Source organism: Cryocola sp. 340MFSha3.1 (assembly GCF_000383315.1).
In the GTDB taxonomy this organism is placed as follows: Bacteria; Actinomycetota; Actinomycetes; order Actinomycetales; family Microbacteriaceae; genus Leifsonia.
Window position 1 is genome coordinate 132,825 of the sequence record NZ_KB911087.1, and the last position, 18,133, is coordinate 150,957.

Annotated in this window: 15 protein-coding genes and 1 tRNA gene; 6 read left to right on the forward strand and 10 right to left on the reverse strand. The window is 71.3% G+C overall.

Translation table 11 applies throughout. The features are described 5' to 3' along the window. Positions 1–19: 19 nt before the first annotated feature. A complete protein-coding gene (locus H284_RS0100700; protein ID WP_020074798.1) occupies positions 20–1,747 on the reverse strand; it encodes a bifunctional 3'-5' exonuclease/DNA polymerase in 1,728 nt (575 codons plus the stop codon). Positions 1,748–1,863: 116 nt separating this feature from the next. Here H284_RS0100700 and H284_RS0100705 point away from each other — a divergent pair, with 116 nt between their 5' ends. Next, positions 1,864–2,199: a hypothetical protein gene (locus H284_RS0100705; RefSeq protein WP_020074799.1), complete on the forward strand. Its 336-nt coding sequence runs from the start codon at positions 1,864–1,866 to the stop codon at positions 2,197–2,199. A gap of 120 nt (positions 2,200–2,319) precedes the next feature. On the opposite strand, the gene H284_RS0100710 is transcribed toward H284_RS0100705, so the two are convergent. Next, complete coding sequence (locus tag H284_RS0100710) at positions 2,320–2,778, reverse strand: NUDIX domain-containing protein (RefSeq protein ID WP_020074800.1); 459 nt, start codon at positions 2,776–2,778, stop codon at positions 2,320–2,322. Between the two features lie 76 nt (positions 2,779–2,854). Between H284_RS0100710 and H284_RS0100715 the strand changes: the two genes are divergently transcribed. The 4 genes from H284_RS0100715 to H284_RS0100730 all read left to right on the forward strand — a co-directional run bounded on the left by H284_RS0100715 (position 2,855) and on the right by H284_RS0100730 (position 9,091). After that, on the forward strand, positions 2,855–3,334 hold the full coding sequence (locus tag H284_RS0100715; protein WP_020074801.1) for an NUDIX hydrolase: 480 nt from the start codon (positions 2,855–2,857) through the stop codon (positions 3,332–3,334). A gap of 62 nt (positions 3,335–3,396) precedes the next feature. Beyond that, positions 3,397–3,759: a hypothetical protein gene (locus tag H284_RS0100720; protein ID WP_018190954.1), complete on the forward strand. Its 363-nt coding sequence runs from the start codon at positions 3,397–3,399 to the stop codon at positions 3,757–3,759. A gap of 50 nt (positions 3,760–3,809) precedes the next feature. Then, positions 3,810–7,790, forward strand: a complete 3,981-nt coding sequence (locus tag H284_RS0100725; protein WP_020074802.1) for a Pls/PosA family non-ribosomal peptide synthetase — start codon at positions 3,810–3,812, stop codon at positions 7,788–7,790. Further along, positions 7,787–9,091, forward strand: coding sequence for a M1 family metallopeptidase (locus H284_RS0100730; RefSeq protein ID WP_020074803.1), 1,305 nt, complete (start codon positions 7,787–7,789; stop codon positions 9,089–9,091). The genes H284_RS0100725 and H284_RS0100730 overlap by 4 nt, the downstream gene beginning before the upstream one ends. A gap of 11 nt (positions 9,092–9,102) precedes the next feature. Here H284_RS0100730 and H284_RS0100735 read toward each other — a convergent pair whose 3' ends face one another. From H284_RS0100735 to H284_RS0100765, 7 genes are all read right to left on the reverse strand, one after another. Further along, positions 9,103–9,696 carry a 4'-phosphopantetheinyl transferase family protein gene (locus H284_RS0100735; RefSeq protein ID WP_020074804.1) on the reverse strand — a complete coding sequence of 198 codons (594 nt, stop codon included), beginning with the start codon at positions 9,694–9,696 and terminating at the stop codon, positions 9,103–9,105. A gap of 112 nt (positions 9,697–9,808) precedes the next feature. Beyond that, positions 9,809–10,396: a hypothetical protein gene (locus H284_RS0100740; protein WP_020074805.1), complete on the reverse strand. Its 588-nt coding sequence runs from the start codon at positions 10,394–10,396 to the stop codon at positions 9,809–9,811. 33 nt (positions 10,397–10,429) lie between these two features. Next, entirely contained in the window at positions 10,430–12,655 is a 2,226-nt protein-coding gene (locus tag H284_RS20460; protein ID WP_020074806.1) for a glycosyltransferase, read from the reverse strand. Between the two features lie 105 nt (positions 12,656–12,760). Then, complete coding sequence (locus H284_RS0100750; protein WP_020074807.1) at positions 12,761–14,002, reverse strand: MATE family efflux transporter; 1,242 nt, start codon at positions 14,000–14,002, stop codon at positions 12,761–12,763. A gap of 89 nt (positions 14,003–14,091) precedes the next feature. Further along, positions 14,092–14,165, reverse strand: a tRNA-Ile gene (locus tag H284_RS0100755). A 19-nt stretch (positions 14,166–14,184) separates the two neighbouring features. Further along, positions 14,185–15,438 (reverse strand): glycosyltransferase, encoded by a 1,254-nt coding sequence (locus H284_RS0100760; protein WP_020074808.1) that lies wholly within the window; start codon positions 15,436–15,438, stop codon positions 14,185–14,187. A 93-nt stretch (positions 15,439–15,531) separates the two neighbouring features. Further along, positions 15,532–16,497 carry a DMT family protein gene (locus tag H284_RS0100765; RefSeq protein WP_018190947.1) on the reverse strand — a complete coding sequence of 322 codons (966 nt, stop codon included), beginning with the start codon at positions 16,495–16,497 and terminating at the stop codon, positions 15,532–15,534. Positions 16,498–16,537: 40 nt separating this feature from the next. On the opposite strand from H284_RS0100765, the gene def reads away from it, so the two are divergent. Continuing rightward, positions 16,538–17,104, forward strand: coding sequence for a peptide deformylase (def, locus tag H284_RS0100770; RefSeq protein ID WP_018190946.1), 567 nt, complete (start codon positions 16,538–16,540; stop codon positions 17,102–17,104). A gap of 51 nt (positions 17,105–17,155) precedes the next feature. Here the strand turns inward: def and H284_RS0100775 are convergent, their stop codons facing one another. After that, positions 17,156–18,031 (reverse strand): sensor histidine kinase, encoded by an 876-nt coding sequence (locus H284_RS0100775; protein WP_020074809.1) that lies wholly within the window; start codon positions 18,029–18,031, stop codon positions 17,156–17,158. Between the last annotated feature and the right edge of the window lie 102 nt (positions 18,032–18,133).

The following is an 18,133-nucleotide window of genomic DNA, read 5'->3' on the forward strand; positions in this document are numbered from 1 at the left end:
GGGCATTCCGCGGGCGATGTCATTTCGCCTCAGCGTAGCTGTCGACGATCGCGGCCGTCACCGGGAACTCCACCGGGAATCCGCCGAACAGCAGCCTGCCCGCCTGCTGCGCCGCGGCGTGCACGGCGGCAGCGACCTCGTCCGCCAGCGCCTCCGGGGTGTGGACGATGACCTCGTCGTGCAGGAAGTAAACGAGATGCGGGGATGCGGTGAGGGGTTCATCCGGCGCGAGAGCGGTCAGGCGGTTGCGGAGCTCGGCCATCCAGCACAGCGCCCATTCGGCGGCGCTGGCCTGCACGACGAAGTTGCGGGTGAACCGGCCCCAGTCACGGGACAGGCTGCGGGCGCGCCGTTCGTCGGCCTCGGTCGCATCGGACGCCGACGCCGCCGATTGAGCCGCAGCCCATCGGCCGCCCGGAACCGGCGAACTGCGGCCGAGCCGGGATGTGACCTTCTCGCCGCGCTCCCCCGCCCGCGCCGCCTCCTCCACGAGCCGGACGGCCCGCGGGAAGGCGCGCGTGAGCCGCGGCATCAGTCGGCCGCTCTCCCCCGTCGTCGCCCCGTACATCGCGCCGAGCATGGCGACCTTCGCCTGCGCGCGGGCTTCGACGGCGCCGGACGCGACGATGCCCTCGTAGAGGTCTTTGCCCCGGCCGGCGGCGGCCATCGCCTGGTCGCCGGAGAGTCCGGTGAGGACGCGCGGCTCGAGCTGGGCGGCATCCGCCACCACCAGCTTCCAGCCGGGATCGGCCACGACGGCCCCGCGGACCTGTCGCGGCAGCTGCAACGCGCCGCCGCCGCGGGTCGCCCAGCGGCCGGTGACGACGCCGCCGGGAACGTAGTCAGGCCGGAAGCGGCCGTCGTGCACCCAGGCGTCCAGCCACGTCCATCCGTTCGCGGTCAGCAGCCGCGACAGCTTCTTGTAGCGCAGCAGCGGGTCGATGACGGGGTGCTCGATGCGCCGGAGCTCCCACGACCGCGTCGAGGTCGCCATGATGCCGGCGCGCTGCAGGGCCTTGAGCAGGTCCGGCGGACTGTCGGGGTTCAGATCGGGCGCATCCAACTGGTCGCGGAGTTCCCGCGCGAGGGTCTCCAGTACGGCGGGACGACCGTACGCGGGACGGGGGCCGAGCAGGTCGGTCAGCAGTTCGTCGTGCCGCTCGGCGCTGTAGGGCAGGCCGGCGTGCTGCAGCTCCACTCCGATGAGCGCGCCTGCGGACTCGGCCGCGAGCAGGAGCCGCAGGCGGCGCGGGTCGGCGCTCGCGGCGACGGCCTCCTCCTGCGCTGCGAACTCGTCGCGAATGGATGGCGTGGTCGCGTTCGCCGTCTCGGCCGGCTCCTCAGAATCGAAGAGGGCCTCGTCGAAGTCGAAGAGAGCAGTATGCGCGGTGGGGGCCTCCGCCTCGGGCTCGACCGCCACATCCCAGCGGCCGGGCTCGGCACGCGCCAGAGGTGTGGATGCGGTCAGCGTGGAGTTGCGGAGAATCACGTGGCAGAGCCGCAGGTCGACGCAGCGCTCCACCCGCACCCCGGCGGAGAGGAGCGCGGGATACCAGGCCCGTGTGTCATCCCACACCCAGCGCGGCCGATCGCCGCCGCCTCCCGCGCCCGTCTCCTCCGTGCGCACGAACTCCGGCAGGGCGTCGAGCGCGAGCGTCTCGCTCCGCCCGGCCCCGCCGCCGTGCGACGAATCGAGCCACGTCGCGCGGACGTCGCCGCGCCCGACGCGCTCAAGGAGGATGTGCACCCTCCCATTCTCGCCGCGACCGCCGACACGGACCGACGCCCCAATGCTTGCGTGCGCGCCCGCAGCTGAGGATAATTCACGGAACGACGATGCCGACCCGAAAGGCATGATCGACGATGACCGTCTACCTGCACGACAGCCAGGGGGTCTGGATCGCGTTCCGAAGCGACCTGACCTCCCGCGACCTCTTCAACCCCGATGGCGACTGGATCGGATGGTTCCCCTGGGGCGACGACGACGCCGTCACGCCCGATGGCGACTATCTGGGAACCGTCCGCGGCGACCGGCTGTTCGCCCGCGCCGACGCCCCGTACCGCGGCCGGCCCGGCTATCCCGGGGCACCGGCGTACCCGGGCACGGTGCCGTATCCCGGTGCCGCGTCGTACACGGGTCTGCCCGACGGCTGCGAGGACGTCGCCGGCGCCCTCCTCTGGCCGCGCGTAGCCTCGTAACCCACGCCCCCAGCGAACAGCTCCTGAGTTTTCCGGCCCGATCCCGCGTGTCGACCCGAAAAACTCAGGTGCTGTTGGCTGGGGTGTCAGGTTGGCTGGGGCGTCAGGTTGGCTGGGCGGTCAGTCCGAGAGGGCGGTGAGGCGCGCGCGGAGCTGGGGCCACGACGCCGCGAAGCCGGGATGCAGTGGGAGCGCGTTCACCTCGTCGACCGGCACCCAGCGCAGCTCGATGCTCTCCACGTCCGCCATGTGCGGCTCGAACGGGCGCACGGCCTGACCGACGACGGTGGTGTACGACCAGAAGCCGAGGTCGAGCACGCTCTCGAACAGCACGTGCACCGCGTCGGGCGGTACGGCCGCTTCCTCCGCGGCCTCCCGCAGCGCGCCGTCGACAGCACTCTCACCGGCGTGGCGCGCTCCGCCCGGGAGCCCCCAGGTGCCGCCGAAGTGACTCCAGTCGGCCCGGTGCTGCAGCAGGATGCCGCGCCGCAGGTCGTGCACGAGCAGCCCGGCGGCGCCGAACCGACCCCAGAACCGCTGGCCGTCCGGCCCTTCCACCCACGCGTCTCCCGAGTCCACAGCTCCACGTTAGTCGCCGCCGGCCGCCGCTCTCGCCGCGCTGTCATACGGAGACGCGGCGTGGGAGGCTGGACGCATGCCCGTCCGCAGCGCCGCCCTCCTGCTCTACCGCCGTCGCGCGACCGTCGAGGTGTGGATCGCCCACATGGGCGGGCCGTTCTGGGCGCGCAAGGACGAGGGGGCGTGGTCGCTGCCGAAGGGCATCGTGGAGTCCGACGACCTGGGCGACGAGCTGGCCGCCGCGCGCCGCGAGTTCGCCGAGGAGATGGGCTCCCCCGCGCCGGATGCCGACTACGTTCCGCTCGGCGAGTTCCGTGGTTCGGGCAAGACGATCGTCGTGTTCGCCGCCGAGTCGGAGTTCGAGCCGGACGCGATCGACAGCAACACGTTCGAGCTGGAGTGGCCTCCGCGATCCGGGCGGATGCAGGAGTTCCCGGAGATCGACGACGCCCGGTGGTTCTCCGTGGACGACGCGCGCCTGAAGCTGACGAAAGCCCAGCGGCCCATTCTGGACGCGCTGCTCGGCCGCCTGGAAGAGGACGCGGAAATCCACTAGTCCCCACAGCTTCCCCGCGCCGTAGGGTAAGCCCCAGCAGGGCGGAACCCGAAGGAGGGGCTGTGGCGAAGAGCAAGGCCGAGAAGGCCGCCGAGAAGGCACTCGACGCGGCGCGGGTCGCCGTCGGCGAAGCGGAGCAGGCGGTCAAGAAGCTCGACAAGAAGACACGGCGCGAGGCGGAGGATCTGGCCGACCGCCTCCAGCAGGCCGCGAAGGATGCGAAGAAGGCGGTCCGCCGGGCGAAGAAGACCGCGGACGACGCACGGACCTCGGCGAAGCAGATCGTCGAGCACGTGGCGGCGCCCGCGTCGAGCACCGGCATCCCGACGTTCCGCGAGCTGCGCGACCGGGCGAAGGCTCGCGGCATCCAGGGGTACTCGCGCATGAACAAGGCCCAGCTGCTGCACGCGCTGGGCGAGGGGTGATCGGGGCGTCCGTTCACCGGCGCTTTACCGGGCACCCGTAGCGTGCGGCCGTGGCCGATGCTCCCCTGACCGATGTGTCCGACGGCGACGTGCCGACAGCCGGCAGCCCGCGCGCCGGTCTGCTGCTGCGGTCGGAGGATGCGCCTTCCGCGCGAACGCTGATCGACATCCTGACGGAGACGGCGCGCCGTTTCCCCGACTCGTCGGCACTGGAGGACGCCGCGGGAGCGCTGAGCTATCGCGAACTCCTGGCGCGGGTCGCGGCCGGCGCGGCCCGTCTGCGCGAGCACGGCGTGAGCCGGGGCGACCGGGTCGGCGTGCGGATGAGCTCGGGCAGCAGGGAGCTGTACCTGGCGATCCTCAGCGTGCTCGCGGCCGGCGCGGCGTACGTGCCGGTGGACGCTGACGACCCGCAGGAGCGCGCCGACCTCGTCTTCGGCGAGGCCGCCGTCCGGGCGGTCCTGACCGATGCCGGACTGGTCCTGGCGGGCGAGGACGCGCCGCAGCAGGTGCTCCGCGACGCGCCGCATCCCTCAACGGCTGCGCTCCCCGTCGTCGCCCCTCCGGAGCCGGAGGACGACGCCTGGATCATCTTCACGTCCGGCTCGACGGGAACGCCGAAGGGCGTCGCCGTGCGGCACCGGTCCGCGGCCGCGTTCGTGGACGCCGAATCCCGGCTGTTCCTGCAGGAGGAGCCGATGGGCCCGCAGGATCGCGTGCTCGCCGGGCTCTCGGTCGCGTTCGACGCATCCTGTGAGGAGATGTGGCTGGCCTGGGCGCACGGCGCCTGCCTCGTGCCCGCCCCGCGCGCGCTCGTTCGCACAGGGATGGACCTCGGCCCCTGGCTCTCCGCCCGTCGCATCACCGTGGTCTCCACCGTCCCGACCCTCGCGGCGCTGTGGCCGGTGGATGCGCTGGACAACGTCCGGCTGCTCATCTTCGGCGGGGAGGCGTGCCCGCCGGAGCTGGTGAGCCGGCTCGCCGTACCGGGGCGCGAGGTGTGGAACACGTACGGGCCGACGGAGGCGACCGTCGTCGCGTGCGCGGCACCGCTGGTCGCGGGCGAGCCCGTGCGCATCGGGTTGCCGCTCGACGGTTGGGATCTGGCGGTGGTGGATGCGGAGGGCCGCCCGGTCGCGGACGGCGAGAGCGGCGAGCTCGTCATCGGAGGCGTCGGCCTCGCCCGCTACCTCGATCCGGCGAAGGACGCGGAGAAGTACGCACCGATGCCCACGCTCGGCTGGGAGCGCGCGTACCGGAGCGGCGACCTGGTGCGGTTCGACCCGGCCGGGCTGTTCTACCAGGGCCGCGCCGACGACCAGGTGAAGGTCGGCGGCAGGAGGATCGAGCTGGGCGAGGTGGAGTCGGCGCTGCAGCAGCTCCCCGGCGTCTCCGGCGCCGCGGCCGCGGTTCGCCGATCCACCGCGGGCAACGACATCCTGGTCGGCTACCTGGCCGTGCCGGATGCCGCATCCTTCGACCGCGCGGCCTCGCTTGCCCAGCTGCGCGAGACGCTTCCTGCCGCGCTCGTTCCGCTGCTCGCCGTGGTCGACGAGCTTCCGGTACGTACCTCCGGCAAGGTGGACAAGGCCGCGCTGCCGTGGCCGCTGGAGGACACCGCGTCCGACGGCGCGACCACGGACGACCCCGTCGCGGCCGCACTGGCGGACGACTGGCGCAGTGTTCTCGGGCTGCCGGTCACCGGGCCCGACGACAACTTCTTCGACCTGGGAGGAGGTTCGCTGGCGGCGGCGCAGCTGGTGTCGCTGATCCGCCGGCGGCATCCCGACATCACGGTCGCCGACGTGTACGCGACGCCGCGCTTCGGGGCGATGGCGCAGGCGCTGGCGGAGAGCTCGCCGTCGTCGTCGGCCGCGTCCACGCACGTGGTCCCGCCGACCCCGCTGCGGATGCGTGCACTGCAGACCGTCCTCGGCATCCCGCTGTTCATCCTCGGCGGCATCCGCTGGCTGCTGTACCTGCTGACCGCATCCGCGCTGCTGCGGCCCTTCGGCGGGTTCGACGTGCTGCCCGCGGCCGACCCGGTCTGGCTCATCCTCGGGCTCGTCGTGTTCGTCACACCGTGGGGCCGTATGGCGATCGCGGTGGTCGCCGCCCGGCTGCTCCTGCTCGGGGTGCGGGCGGGCGACCATTCCCGTGGCGGCGGCGTACACCTCCGGCTGTGGCTGGCCGAGCAGGTCGCCCACCAGATCGGCGCCGCCAGCCTCGCGGGAGCCCCGTGGATCCTGTACTACGCCCGAGCGCTCGGTGCGACGATCGACCGCGGCGTCGATCTCCACACGCTGCCGCCGGTGACCGGGATGCTGCGGATCGGCGCCGGCGCATCCATCGAGCCGGAGGTCGACCTGGCCGGCTACTGGATCGACGGTGACGTGGTGCGGATCGGCGAGATCCGCATCGGCGCCGGCAGCTCGGTCGGCGCACGCAGCTCGCTCATGCCCGGTACGAAGATCGGCCGCAACGCGACCGTCGCCCCGGGGTCGGCCGTGTTCGGCCGGGTGCCAGCGGGCCAGAACTGGTCGGGCTCCCCCGCGGTCCGCGTCGGCCGGGCGCACGACTGGTGGCCGCAGGAGCGTCCGCAGCGCCGGACCCGCTGGCTCGCCGCGTACGCGCTGTCGTCGATCGTCGTCTCGCTCGTCCCGGTCGTCGCCCTGGCGGCGGGTGCCGCGGTGGTCGCCGCCTTCCTCCGTGGTGCGGCCGGCTGGGGCGACGTGATCGCCCGCGCTGCCGCCGGCCTGGTTCCCGGCACGCTCGTCGCCGGCGTCGTGCTCGCCGCGCTGGTCGTCGTGTTGGTCCGGCTGCTCGGCATCGGGATGCGCGAGGGCATCTACCCGGTCCGCAGCAGGACGGGGTGGCAGGCATGGTCGACGGAGCGTCTGCTCGACCAGGCCCGCACGATGCTCTTCCCGCTGTACTCGAGCCTGTTCACTCCGGTCTGGCTGCGGATGCTCGGTGCCCGGGTGGGCTCCGATGTCGAGGCGTCGACCGTGCTGCTCCTCCCCCGGATGACGCGCATCCGCGACGGCGCGTTCCTCGCCGACGACACGCTCGTGGCGTCGTACGAGCTCGGTGGCGGATACGTCCGCATCGCCGCGGTCGACATCGGGGCGCGCGCCTTCCTCGGAAACTCGGGGATGGCCGGAGCGGGCAACCGCGTCCCGCGCGACGGGCTGGTCGCCGTGCTGTCGTTCGCTCCGCGCAAGGCGAAGGCCGGCACGTCGTGGCTGGGTTCTCCTCCCGTGAAGCTCCGCCGCCAGACGCAGGACGCCGACCTTTCGCGCACTTTCGAGCCGCCGACGCGCCTGCGGGTCGCCCGCACCGCATGGGAGCTGCTGCGGATCGTGCCCGTCATCGTCACGTGCGCCATCGGCCTGGCCGTCGTCATCGCGCTGGGCGCCGTGGACGTGACCTGGGGGCCGATCTGGGCGATCATCCTGAGCGGGCCCGTCCTCCTGCTCGCGGGCGCCGTCGCCGCAGCGCTCAGTACCGCCGCCAAGTGGGCGCTGATCGGGAGGCTGAAGCCGGGCGAGCATCCCCTCTGGTCGTCGTTCGTGTGGCGCAGCGAGGTGTCCGACACGTTCACCGAGATGGTCGCGGCGCCCTGGTTCGCCTGGGCGGCCTCCGGAACCCCCGCGCTGGTGTGGTGGCTGCGCAGCCTCGGCGCACGGATCGGCTCCGGCGTCTGGATCGACAGCTACTGGCTCCCGGAGGCCGATCTGGTCACGCTGGGCGACGCATCCACCGTCAATTGGGGCTGCGTCGTGCAGACGCACCTGTTCCATGATCGAATCATGAGCATGGACCAGGTCACCATCGAACGCGGCGGAACGCTCGGGCCGCACAGCGTCATCCTGCCCGCAGCCGATATCGGCGCAGACGCGACCGTCGGGCCCGCCTCCCTCGTGATGCGCGGCGAGACCGTCCCCGCGGGCAGCCGCTGGAGCGGCAACCCGATCGGTCCGTGGCGCGAAGTCGTCGTGCGCGAGTACCGGGCGCGGGCCGGCGGATGAGCGACGGAGCACCGCACACCTACCTGCCCCGCTCCGGCACCCACGACTTCTCGGTCCTCCGGTACGACCTCGACCTCGACTACCGGGTGACGACGAACCGGTTGGATGCGACGGCGCTGATCCGCGCGCGGGCGGAGGTCCCGCTGACGTCGATCATGCTCGACCTGGTGCACCTCAAGGCCAAGAAGGTGCGGGTGGACGGGCAGAAGCGCGCCCGGTTCAGCCAGAGCGCGACGCACCTCCGCATCCTTCCAGCGTCGCCCATCCCGGCTGGCGAGGAGTTCGTCGTCGAGATCGCCTACGACGGCTCGCCCGTGCCGCGCAGGACCCGCTGGGGCACGCTCGGCTGGGAAGAGCTGACCGACGGGGTCATCGTGGCCTCGCAGCCCTCCGGAGCGCCCACCTGGTTCCCGTGCAACGACCGGCCCTCCGACCGCGCCGCCTACGGCATCCGCGTGTCGACCGAGCAGGCGTACACGGTGCTCGCGACCGGCGAGCCGACCGGCCACAGCGTCAGCGGAGGTCGCGGGACGTGGACGTTCGAGCGCGAGGAGCCGACGGCGACCTACCTCGCCTCGGTGCAGATCGGCCGCTACACGCTCGAACCGCGGCGGACGGCCGGTGTGGAGTGGATGGTCGCCTATCCGCCCGCTCTCGCACGCCGCGTGCTGCACGACTTCGAACCCGTCGGGCGGATGCTGGAGCGCTTCCAGACGCTGTTCGGGCCATACCCGTTCCCGTCGTACACGGTCGTCGTCACGGAGGATCCGCTGGAGATCCCGCTCGAATCCCAGGCGATGGCGACCTTCGGCTCGTCGCACGCCGACGGACACAACGGTTCGGAGCGCCTTGTCGCGCACGAGCTGGCGCACCAGTGGTTCGGCAACAGCGTCGGGCTGGCTTCCTGGCACGACATCTGGCTGAACGAAGGATTCGCCTGCTACGCCGAGTGGCTGTGGTCGGAGGTCTCCGGCGGGATGTCCGCGGCGGCGCACGCGCGCATCCACCACGCCGCTCTGCGCGTCACGCCCGGCGACCTGTTGCTCGGCGACCCCGGGCCCGACTCGATGTTCGACGACCGCGTGTATAAGCGGGGAGCGTGCCTGCTGCACGCACTCAGGCTGCGGCTGGGCGACGACGTCTTCTTCGAGCTGTTGCGGACCTGGACGCGGGAGAACCGGTTCGGGACGGTCACGAGCGCCGACTTCGAGGCACTCGCGGAACGCTTCTCGGAGGAGCCGCTCGGCGGCTTCTTCGATGCCTGGCTGCGGGAGACGCGGCTGCCGTCGCTCGGGCGCTGAACTCGCAGCGGTCACACGTTGCGACGTAGGCCCGTCGCCACGGTGACCAGGCAGTCGCCCGCGCGCGTGGTGCGCAGCGTGTAGAGGCGGCCGTCGAGGCGCGCGGAGAACCGCCTGACACTCACGGCACCGGGATCCCGTCGCAGCCCCCTCCCGTCGGCTTTGAGCACGGCCTCGACGGCCGTCCACCGACGTCCGGGGTCGCCGTGGCCGGGAGCGAGCTCGTCGATCGCCTGTGCGCGCGCGTGCAGGCCGTCCATCGTCTCCGCGTCGATGCCGACAGGATGCCGGGCAGCGACCGCGAACGCCTGTCCGTCCGCGTGCGAGACCGAGACTGAGAGGCGCCCGGAGCCGTCCACGACCACCGGCCGGCCGTGCGACAGTCCGCAGTCCGGGCAGGTCGCGTCGATGCGCGCATCCGGGGCTCCCGCATCGCTCAGCACGCGCTGGAGGGCTGCCCGCCCCGCGACGAAGGCCGCGAGACCGTCGAGGTCGTGGTGCAGCGACGACAGCCGCGCGAGATCGCCCTCCGAGAGACGGGATGCGACGCGCGCGACGAGGGCGGCATCCACTGAGCGATGCGGGACGATGACGAGGGCGGGCATCGCACCTCCGTCCCGTGTGCCGGTCGTGACGATGCTAGCGCGGTGCGCGCCGACGACAGAGAAGTGCGGGCCGCCGGTCTCGCTTCCGACGGCCCGCAGCTGGGGGCGGGACTCAGCGGGCGGTGCCGTCCGTGCCGTCGTCGAAACGGGGCGCCTCGTGACGTGCGGCACGGCGCGGCGAGTCGTCCACCGCGCCGTTCGGGTCCTGCGGCCGATCGGCGACAGGTGCCGCATCGGGAGCGGGAGCGGCCGGTGCCGCGGTCGTCCCGGGTGCGGCGGCCGGAGCCGCCGTCGTGCCGGGTGCGGCCGCCGGTGCAGCGGTGTCGGCACGCGCGCCGTCGTCGACACGGTTGCCGTGACGGTCGGTGCGCACGTCGGGGTCGACATGGTCGGCGCGGCGCAGGGCCTCCTCCGACTCGGTGCGGGCGTCGGCGGCGGCGCTCTGACGCTCCTCCGCCTCCCGGCGCAGACGTTCGGCGTCGACCTCGGCCTGCTTCGCGTCGGCGGCGGCCCGGGCGGCCTTCGCCTCGCGCTCGCGCGCCTCGAGTTCGGTCTGCGCGGCAGACTGCCGCATCTCCTCCGCCTTACGACGATCCGCCTCGCGCTTGCGGTTGCGGCCCACCGTGGCGGCGATGATGGCGATCACGATGATGACGACCACCACGACGACGATGAGGACGATCCATCCGGTTGTGTTCATGCCGTGTCACGGTACCCCCGGCTCCCGGAATAGCTAGGGGATTGAACCATCCGACCGGACGGATACCGGCGGATGGAGTGGCACGACCCAGTTCTCGTCGCTGTAGTCGTCCTTGTACACGGCCAGTCGGGTGAACCCGACGACCGACCGCCAGGCGTCTCCGAAGCGGAACCGGCTCGAACCGGTCTCGTGCGACTCACTGAGCACGACGGGCACCTCGACGACCCGGAGCCCCTGCTGCTCGGCCGCGAGCACGAGCTCCGTCGTCCACATCAGGCCGGACTCCCGCGACACCACCGCGAGCGAGCGGCACCAGTCGCCGTCGGCCCAGATGGTGCCCTGGCTGTCGCCGACCTTCGACTGCAGCAGCGCCTCACGGAGGAACCGGAAGATGCGCGACTGCACCGAACGCCGCCAGGAGCGGCGCACGCGCGAGTCTGGGTGCGCCTTCGATCCGATGGCGACCACGACGTCGTCCGGCAGCTGCTCGAACTGCTCGTAATCGGACATCCCGAACGGGAGGTCGTCGGCCGTCAGCAGGACGCGGTTCCCACGGCTGTTCATGACTCCGGTGCGCAGGGCCTCGCCCAGGCCCGGCTGGGACTGCCGCAAGACGAGCTGGGGGATGCCGCACCACGACGCCTGCTCACGCTGCAACATCTCCCAGGTGTCGTCGGTGGAGCCGTTCTCGACGACGATGATCTCGTCGCGGGAGGTCAGGGCGGCGCCGAGCGTGGCCAGTGTCCCGCCGAGCACGGCCGAGCCGTTGCGGGTGGGGACGATCACGCTGAGGCGGACGGGCGACTCCGGCCGAGGCTCGCCGGGCAGCGCGCGCGTGCTCAGGCGGTTGCGCTCCGAAGCCCGCACGTGTGCCGGCATCGACGTGAGCGACCAGACGAGGCCGCCGAGGCTGATCGCGACGAGGATGCTCAGGGCCGCGGTGAGCTCGGAGTAGTAGTACAGCAGCGGCATCACGAGCACCGGTGGGATGAGACCGAGCAGGATCGTGGGGATCGTCACGGCGATCGCCGCCCCCAGCGGCCGGCGTTGCGGCGCCCGTCTCATCAGTGCCAGCACGAGTCCGACGAGGATGAAGGCGAGCATCGCCCCGAAGTGCTTGACCACGTAGAGGAACTTCTGCAGGTAGAGCTTCGCGACCGTGAGCGGGTGCTCCTTGACCTGGTCGAGGTAGAGGTCCTTGATGATCAGGTCGTACTTGTCGCTCGCGATCACGACGTCCGGGTCGACGGCGCGCGCCTTGTCCCAGCCGAACTTGTCCGACCACACGATGCCGAGCGGCGACGGCTGGCCGGTGATCGGCTGCGGGTAGGCGAGGCCGAGGTACAGCGGATGCCACGTGCCGTGCGCGTTCGGGAGATCCGCCATGCTCTGGCCCGTCGTCGCGCTGCGTGCGGCGTTCAGGCCCGTCATCGTCGCCGTCTGCAGCCCGAAAGTGAGGACGACCGCGACCACGGCGGCTCCGAGCCCGGCCAGCCAGCGCCACTTCTTCCGCACGTGCAGCCACCACAGCACGCCCACACCGGCCGCGACGCCCATCCCGGACAGCGAGCGGGAGAGGTCGCCGATCGCCGCAAGCACGACGAATCCGCAGCTCACCGCGATGAGGAGGCTGGTTCGGAGCCGGAAGGTGCAGAAAAGCACCAGCAGAGAGAGCGACAGGAAGGCGATGGACGCGGCGATGCCGTACAAGGCGTAGACCCGCGTGGTGCTCACCGAGTCGGACAGGCCGTACTCCGTGCCCGCGAGGATGGTGCCGTTGTTCAGCAGCCACATCAGCGGAGGCAGCAGCACGACGGCGTACCCGGCCCTGGCTCGCTTGAAGATACGAGCGACGGCGGTCGGAAGCCAGAGCAGCGGCAGGGCGACGAGGAGCGCCTCCGCGATGCCCAGCCCCGGGTAGGCCGAGGCGGAGTGCGTGACGAGGCTCATCAGGCTGGCGACGATATACGCGCCGGGGTCGTCATCCCAGGCGGCGGAGACCCACGGGCCGGGCGCCGGGACCTGCGTGTAGTAGGAGCCGGAGTGCACGGCCTTGATGAGCAGCGTCCCGGTCTCGCGGAACGCGTCGTAGGTCGCCTGCAGCTCGTCCGAGCGCGCCGGGTGCCACGGCAGCGCCGGCATGTTGATGACGACGATGAACGAGAGGACGCTCAGCACCACCCCGACGAGGATGAGGAAGATGCTGGTGGATCGTGGCCACAGACGGTTCGCCGAATCGGCTCTGATCTGGAGAGACATGCTGGAGCGGAAATCCTCGCGGTGGTCGTGCCCGATGGGGCGCCTCGGGTGCCGGCCTGTCCGTACACCCCCGCGGAGTCTAACAGCGGGCCGCACGCGCCCTGGTCATCCGCGCGGCGTCTCCACGAGCCCCTGTGTCTCCGCGCCGGACGCGCGGCCCTTTGTCCTCCGCAACTCCACGACGATCCCGACGACGACGAGGACGGCAGCGATCACCGATGTGCAGATGACGATCGCTGAGACCGATTGATGCGCCCACAGGGAGACGACCACCACCTGGCAGATCAGCGCGCAGCCGGTGAGGATGCCCAGAGCGCGCGCCTCCGACGAAAAACCTGCATAGAGGATCACCTGGACGACGGCGAACAGGCTGCCTTCGAGCGCGAACAGCCACGCGAGCGACGCGAACTCCGCGTACTTGTCGCCTCCGATCAGCCACACGAGCGGACCGGCGAGGACGGCGGCTCCGACGGTCGCCACCGCCCCGATCGCGGCCGACAGACCGGTCGCAAGGGCGAACGCGTGGCGCATCGTCCCCGCCGACATCTTCGGGAAGAACACCGTGATCACGGCATACGGGAGGAAGAAGGCGATCTTCGCCACAAGGGAGCCCAGCGCGTACTCCCCCGACCCCGTCCCGTCGAGGAAGATGCGAGCGAGCAGGAGGTCGACGTTGGAGAGGGCGTACAGCGCGACGAGCGAACCCGTTGTCGCGGCGAACTCCCGGGCGAGCCGCGGCGTCAGTCGCAGCCGGGGCCGCGATGGCCCCGCGATGATGACGGCTGCGACGGTGCCCGCGATGCTCCCGACAAGGATCCCCGCGCAGGCCGAGGTCACATCCGGGTGGATGAAGAGGGCGACGATTCCTCCGGCGGCACGGAGGCAGCCGATCGCGGCGTACGCGTACCCGTAGTGGCCGTGGCGCTCGTTCCCCTGCACCAGACCGAGCGCTCCGAACCCCATCACCGACGCAGCCACCGACAGCACAGTGAGGGCGACGGCGGCGAACGGGACGTCGAAGAGGACGGCCAGCGGCCAGCTGAGGGCGAGCCCCACGACAGCGATCAGAGCGGTGAGGCGTAGGCCGAGGGATACGACGGCCGCCCGCTCCTCGTCTGCTCCCGACCCCGAGCTCGCGATGCGGCGTGCCGCGACCGCCTGAATGCCGAGTGCTGCGGTCCCCCCGATGATCGACACGCTGAGCATCGCGCCGAGCGCCCCGTACTCGGGAACGCTCATGAGTCGTGCAGCGAACATCGACAGCAGGTACGACGCCGCGTTCGCGAGCATGGTGGCGACACCGACGAGGAGGATTCCGCCGGCGATGGCACGACGGGTCTGACTCACCCGAGGACTCTACCAGCCCGCCCGTCGTCCCCTCCGCTAAGTGCGCCCGAGCGTCCTGCCGAGTGCCCGCTGCGTCATCACACGAGAAGTAGGGCGGACGGGACTTGAACCCGTGACCGAGGAATTATGAGTTCCCTGCTCTGACCAGCTGAGCTACCGCCCCGATCGTGCGCCGGCTCCGGTCACTCGGGAGCGGGCACGCTGGGGGCCGCGTCCGTCACCGGCTCGGCCACCGGCTCCCCACGATACAGGCTTTCGAAGGTGCTGATCGTGGTCTGGATGTCGTGCGCGGCGACGATGCGGAGGGACGCGCGCTTGAGCACATCCAGCTCCTCCTGGGGCAGCCGCAGCACGCTCTCCAGCTTGTCCGCGAGGTCCTGCGCGTCGCCCGGGCGGAACAGGTGGCCGTTCTCGCCCTCGTGCACCAGGTGCGGCAGCGCCATGGCGTCGGCGGCGACCACCGGGAGGGCGGACGCCATGGCCTCCATCGTCGCGATCGACTGGAGCTCGGCGATCGACGGCATCGCGAAGACCGTTGCGCGCGTGTACGCCTGGCGCAGCTCCTCGTCGCTCACGTAGCCGAGGAACTCGACGCGGTCGGCGATACCGAGCGTCTCGGCCATCGACTGCAGGTTCTTGAGCTGGTCGCCGCCGCCGACGATCTGCAGGCGCGCGTCCAGGTCGTCGGGCAGCAGCTTGACCGCATTGAGCAGCACGTCGATGTGCTTCTCGCCGGTGACACGGCCGACGAACAGGATGCGGTTGCCGGTGCGCGGGGTGAAGTCGGGGGTGTAGTTGTGGGCGTCGATGCCGCACGACACGGCGTGAACGCCGCGGAGTCCGGTGGACGCCTCGAGGAACTCGGCCGCCTTGCGGGTGGGCGTCGTGACCGACTCTGCGCGGTCGAAGCTCTTACGGGCGTCCGCCCAGGCCAGCCTGACGAACGTCTTGCGCAGGAACTTCGGCAGCAGCGTGAACTCGACGATGTTGTCCGCCATGACGTGGTTCGTGGCGACGATGCGGATGCCGCGCTTCTCGGCCTCGGCCGCGAGACCGCGGCCTACCACGATGTGCGACTGGAAGTGCACGACATCCGGCTTCACCTCGTCGAGCACCCGGCGCGCGTTCGCCTTGCTCATCCACGGCAGGGCGAACCGCAGCCAGTCGTGCGGGTACCAGCGCCAGCTGCGGAGCCGGTGCGCCGTCATCTTCTGGCCTTCGTGCTCCTCGATCCAGGTGCCGTGCTTGCGGCTCGCGGCCGGTGCGACGATGTGCACGTCGTGGCCGTGCTCGACCAGGCCGGCGGCGAGGCGCTCGGCGAAACGTGCAGCGCCGTTGACGTCGGGGGCGAAGGTGTCGCACCCCATCACGATGGTCAGCGGCTTCTTCTCAGCCGGGGCGGCAGGGGTGGGATGCGGTCCGCTCGAGTCAGGCACGTGGTTCGTTCCCTCGGTCGTGGGCTTCGGATGGCGAATCCGGCGACGGCGTTCGCGGCCCGGGCGGATGGTCGCGCCCGGTCGTTCAACGGCCTAGTCTAAGCGGGTTTGCTCCGCGGCGTCGGCAATGCGGTCGGCTACCGGCGCGTCCGACGCGCTCTGTGGATGGTACTTCGCCAGCTGGAACACGCCGAGGATGGCGACCGCGCCCGTCAGCGCGAACCCGACCATGGCCCACCAGGGCGCCCCGGCCGCCTCGTTGAGCACCAGGATGCCGATCGTGACGGCGACCAGCGGGTCGATGACCGTGAGGCCGGCGATGACCAGGTCCGGCGGGCCGGACGAGTAGGCGTTCTGCACGAAGTAGGCGCCGAGCACTGCGGCGAGCAGCAGCGCGACGATGCAGGCGACCAGCAGCCAGTCCCACTCCTGATTCGAGATGCGGTCGATTGCGACCTTGGCGAGCGTTGCGACGAAGCCGTAGAGCACGCCGGCGCCGACGATGTAGATGATCGCCTTGAACTTGTGGCGCAGGAACCAGAACAGGGTGCCGAACGCGATCAGCACGACGGCGAGGATGATCAGGATGACGATCAGCGCGCGACTGGTGACCGGCAGATCCCGCGCGAACACGGCAGCAAGCAGCACGAACGCGCCGACGCCGCTGACGCAGAGGGTGACCGCGATCACGGATTGATGGTTCAGCTTCACCCCGCTGACCCGGGCGTTGAGGATGCTCGTGATCACGAGACCGACCACGCCGAGCGGCTGCACCAGGATGATCGGCGACAGCTTCAGGCTGACGAGCTGGAAGACGATGGCGAGGCCGAGCAGCAGCGTCCCGATCACCCAGGACGGGCGGGCGAGCAGACGACCCATCTGACGGCCGCTGAGTCCGCCGTCCGCGTGGCCCGCTGTCGCCTCGACCTTGGCAACGCCGTGGTGCTGCAGCTGAGCGCCGACGGACAGGAAGCAGGCACCGACGAGCGCGACCGGGATGCCCAGGAGCTGGCTGGGCTGATACGACAGGTCGAACGCGTCCATCAGTTCCGTGCCCACCCCACGACCCTACCGGGAATGATCCGGATAGTCTTGCTGAATGGCCGTCATCCCCATCCGAATCACCGGTGACCCCGTCCTCCACTCCCCCGCCCTCCCCGTAGCCGAGATCGATGACGACGTGCGCACCCTGGTCGCCGACATGTTCGAGACGATGGATGAGGCCCCCGGCGTCGGGCTCGCCGCACCCCAGGTGGGTGTGCCGCTCCGCCTGTTCGTCTACGGCTGGACCGACGACGACGGCGTCTCGCACCGCGGTGTCGCGATCAACCCGACGCTGTGGCTGAGCCCGCTGCGCGTCGGCGAGCTGGACGAGGACACCGAGTCGGAGGGATGCCTGTCGTTCCCGGGCGAGCGGTTCCCTCTGCGGCGGGCCGAGCGCGCCATCCTGCAGGCCACCGACCTCGACGGCGCCGAGTACGAGGTTCAGGCCACGGGCTGGCTGGCACGGATCTTCCAGCACGAGTACGACCACCTCGACGGGGTGCTCTACGTGGACCGGCTGACGCATCCCTTCGGGAAGGCGGCCCTCAAGACGCAGAAGAAGAACAGCTGGGGCGTGCCCGGGCTGAGCTGGCTGCCGGGACGCGACCACCTCGAGGACTGACCCGGCCGCGATCGACGGCCCTGGGACCGCTGCTGCTTCGGCGGATTGCGGTCAACGCCGCAGGTCGACCCCGTGGATGCCGTTGTGATGGCGCAGTGCGGGGAACACCGCAGACAGGGTGAAGCCGACCCCGGCGACGGTCTGCGCATTCAGGGTGCCGCCGAATAGGGCGGCACGATCGCGCATCTCGATGATGCCCGCTCCCTCGTAGTGCTCGGTGAGCGCCCGGACGTCGTCGGCGATCGAGTACGCGGTGGCCTGGTCGACGCCCTCGCGGTCGAGACCGAGCCGACGCGCGGCTGCGCGGATGCCGTCGTCCTCGACGCTCACGGCCAGGCCCTCGGGCGTCCAGGCGAAGGCGACCGCCGCGTTCGTGCCGGGACCCCCGTGCTTCAGCGCGTTCTCCAGGCTCGTCTGCAGGATGCGGAAGACGGCGAGCTCGGCACCGGGCCGGAGTTCGAAGCGCTCCCCGCTCTCGGTGAACGTGACCGCGAGCCCGGCGTCGCGCATGACGCGGAACAGGTCGCGTGCCGAGTGGAGACTGGGCTGCGGTGACGAGGCGTCCTGCGCCTCTCGGGCGACTGCCTGCAGCCGGCGGAGGTCGGCCAGAGCATCGCGGGCAGAGGTTTCGAGCACGCCGGCCGATCGCGCGGCCGCTGCGGGGTCGGCGGCAGCGGAGTACCGCACGCCCTCGGCCTGCGCGACGAGCCGCGAGACCGACTGGATGGCCACATCGCCCAGGTCGCCGATGATGCGGAACCGTCCGGCCTGCTCGGCGAGATCGAGCTCGCGGTCGATTCGATCCCACTCCGATTCCTGACGAGTGTCGCGGAGGCGGATGCGGCGGCTGCGCTCCCACAGCCAGAGGCCCAGGAAGACGAGCGCGACGAGGCCGAGCGCGGCGGCCGCGATCACCATGACGTCCATCTTCCGTCTCCTTCCGCCGCATGGCTGTGCGGCCCGGTCAACACTACCGGGCCGCACACGGGGGCGGACGGGACCGGACGCGGCTGTGGATGACTCCGCGTC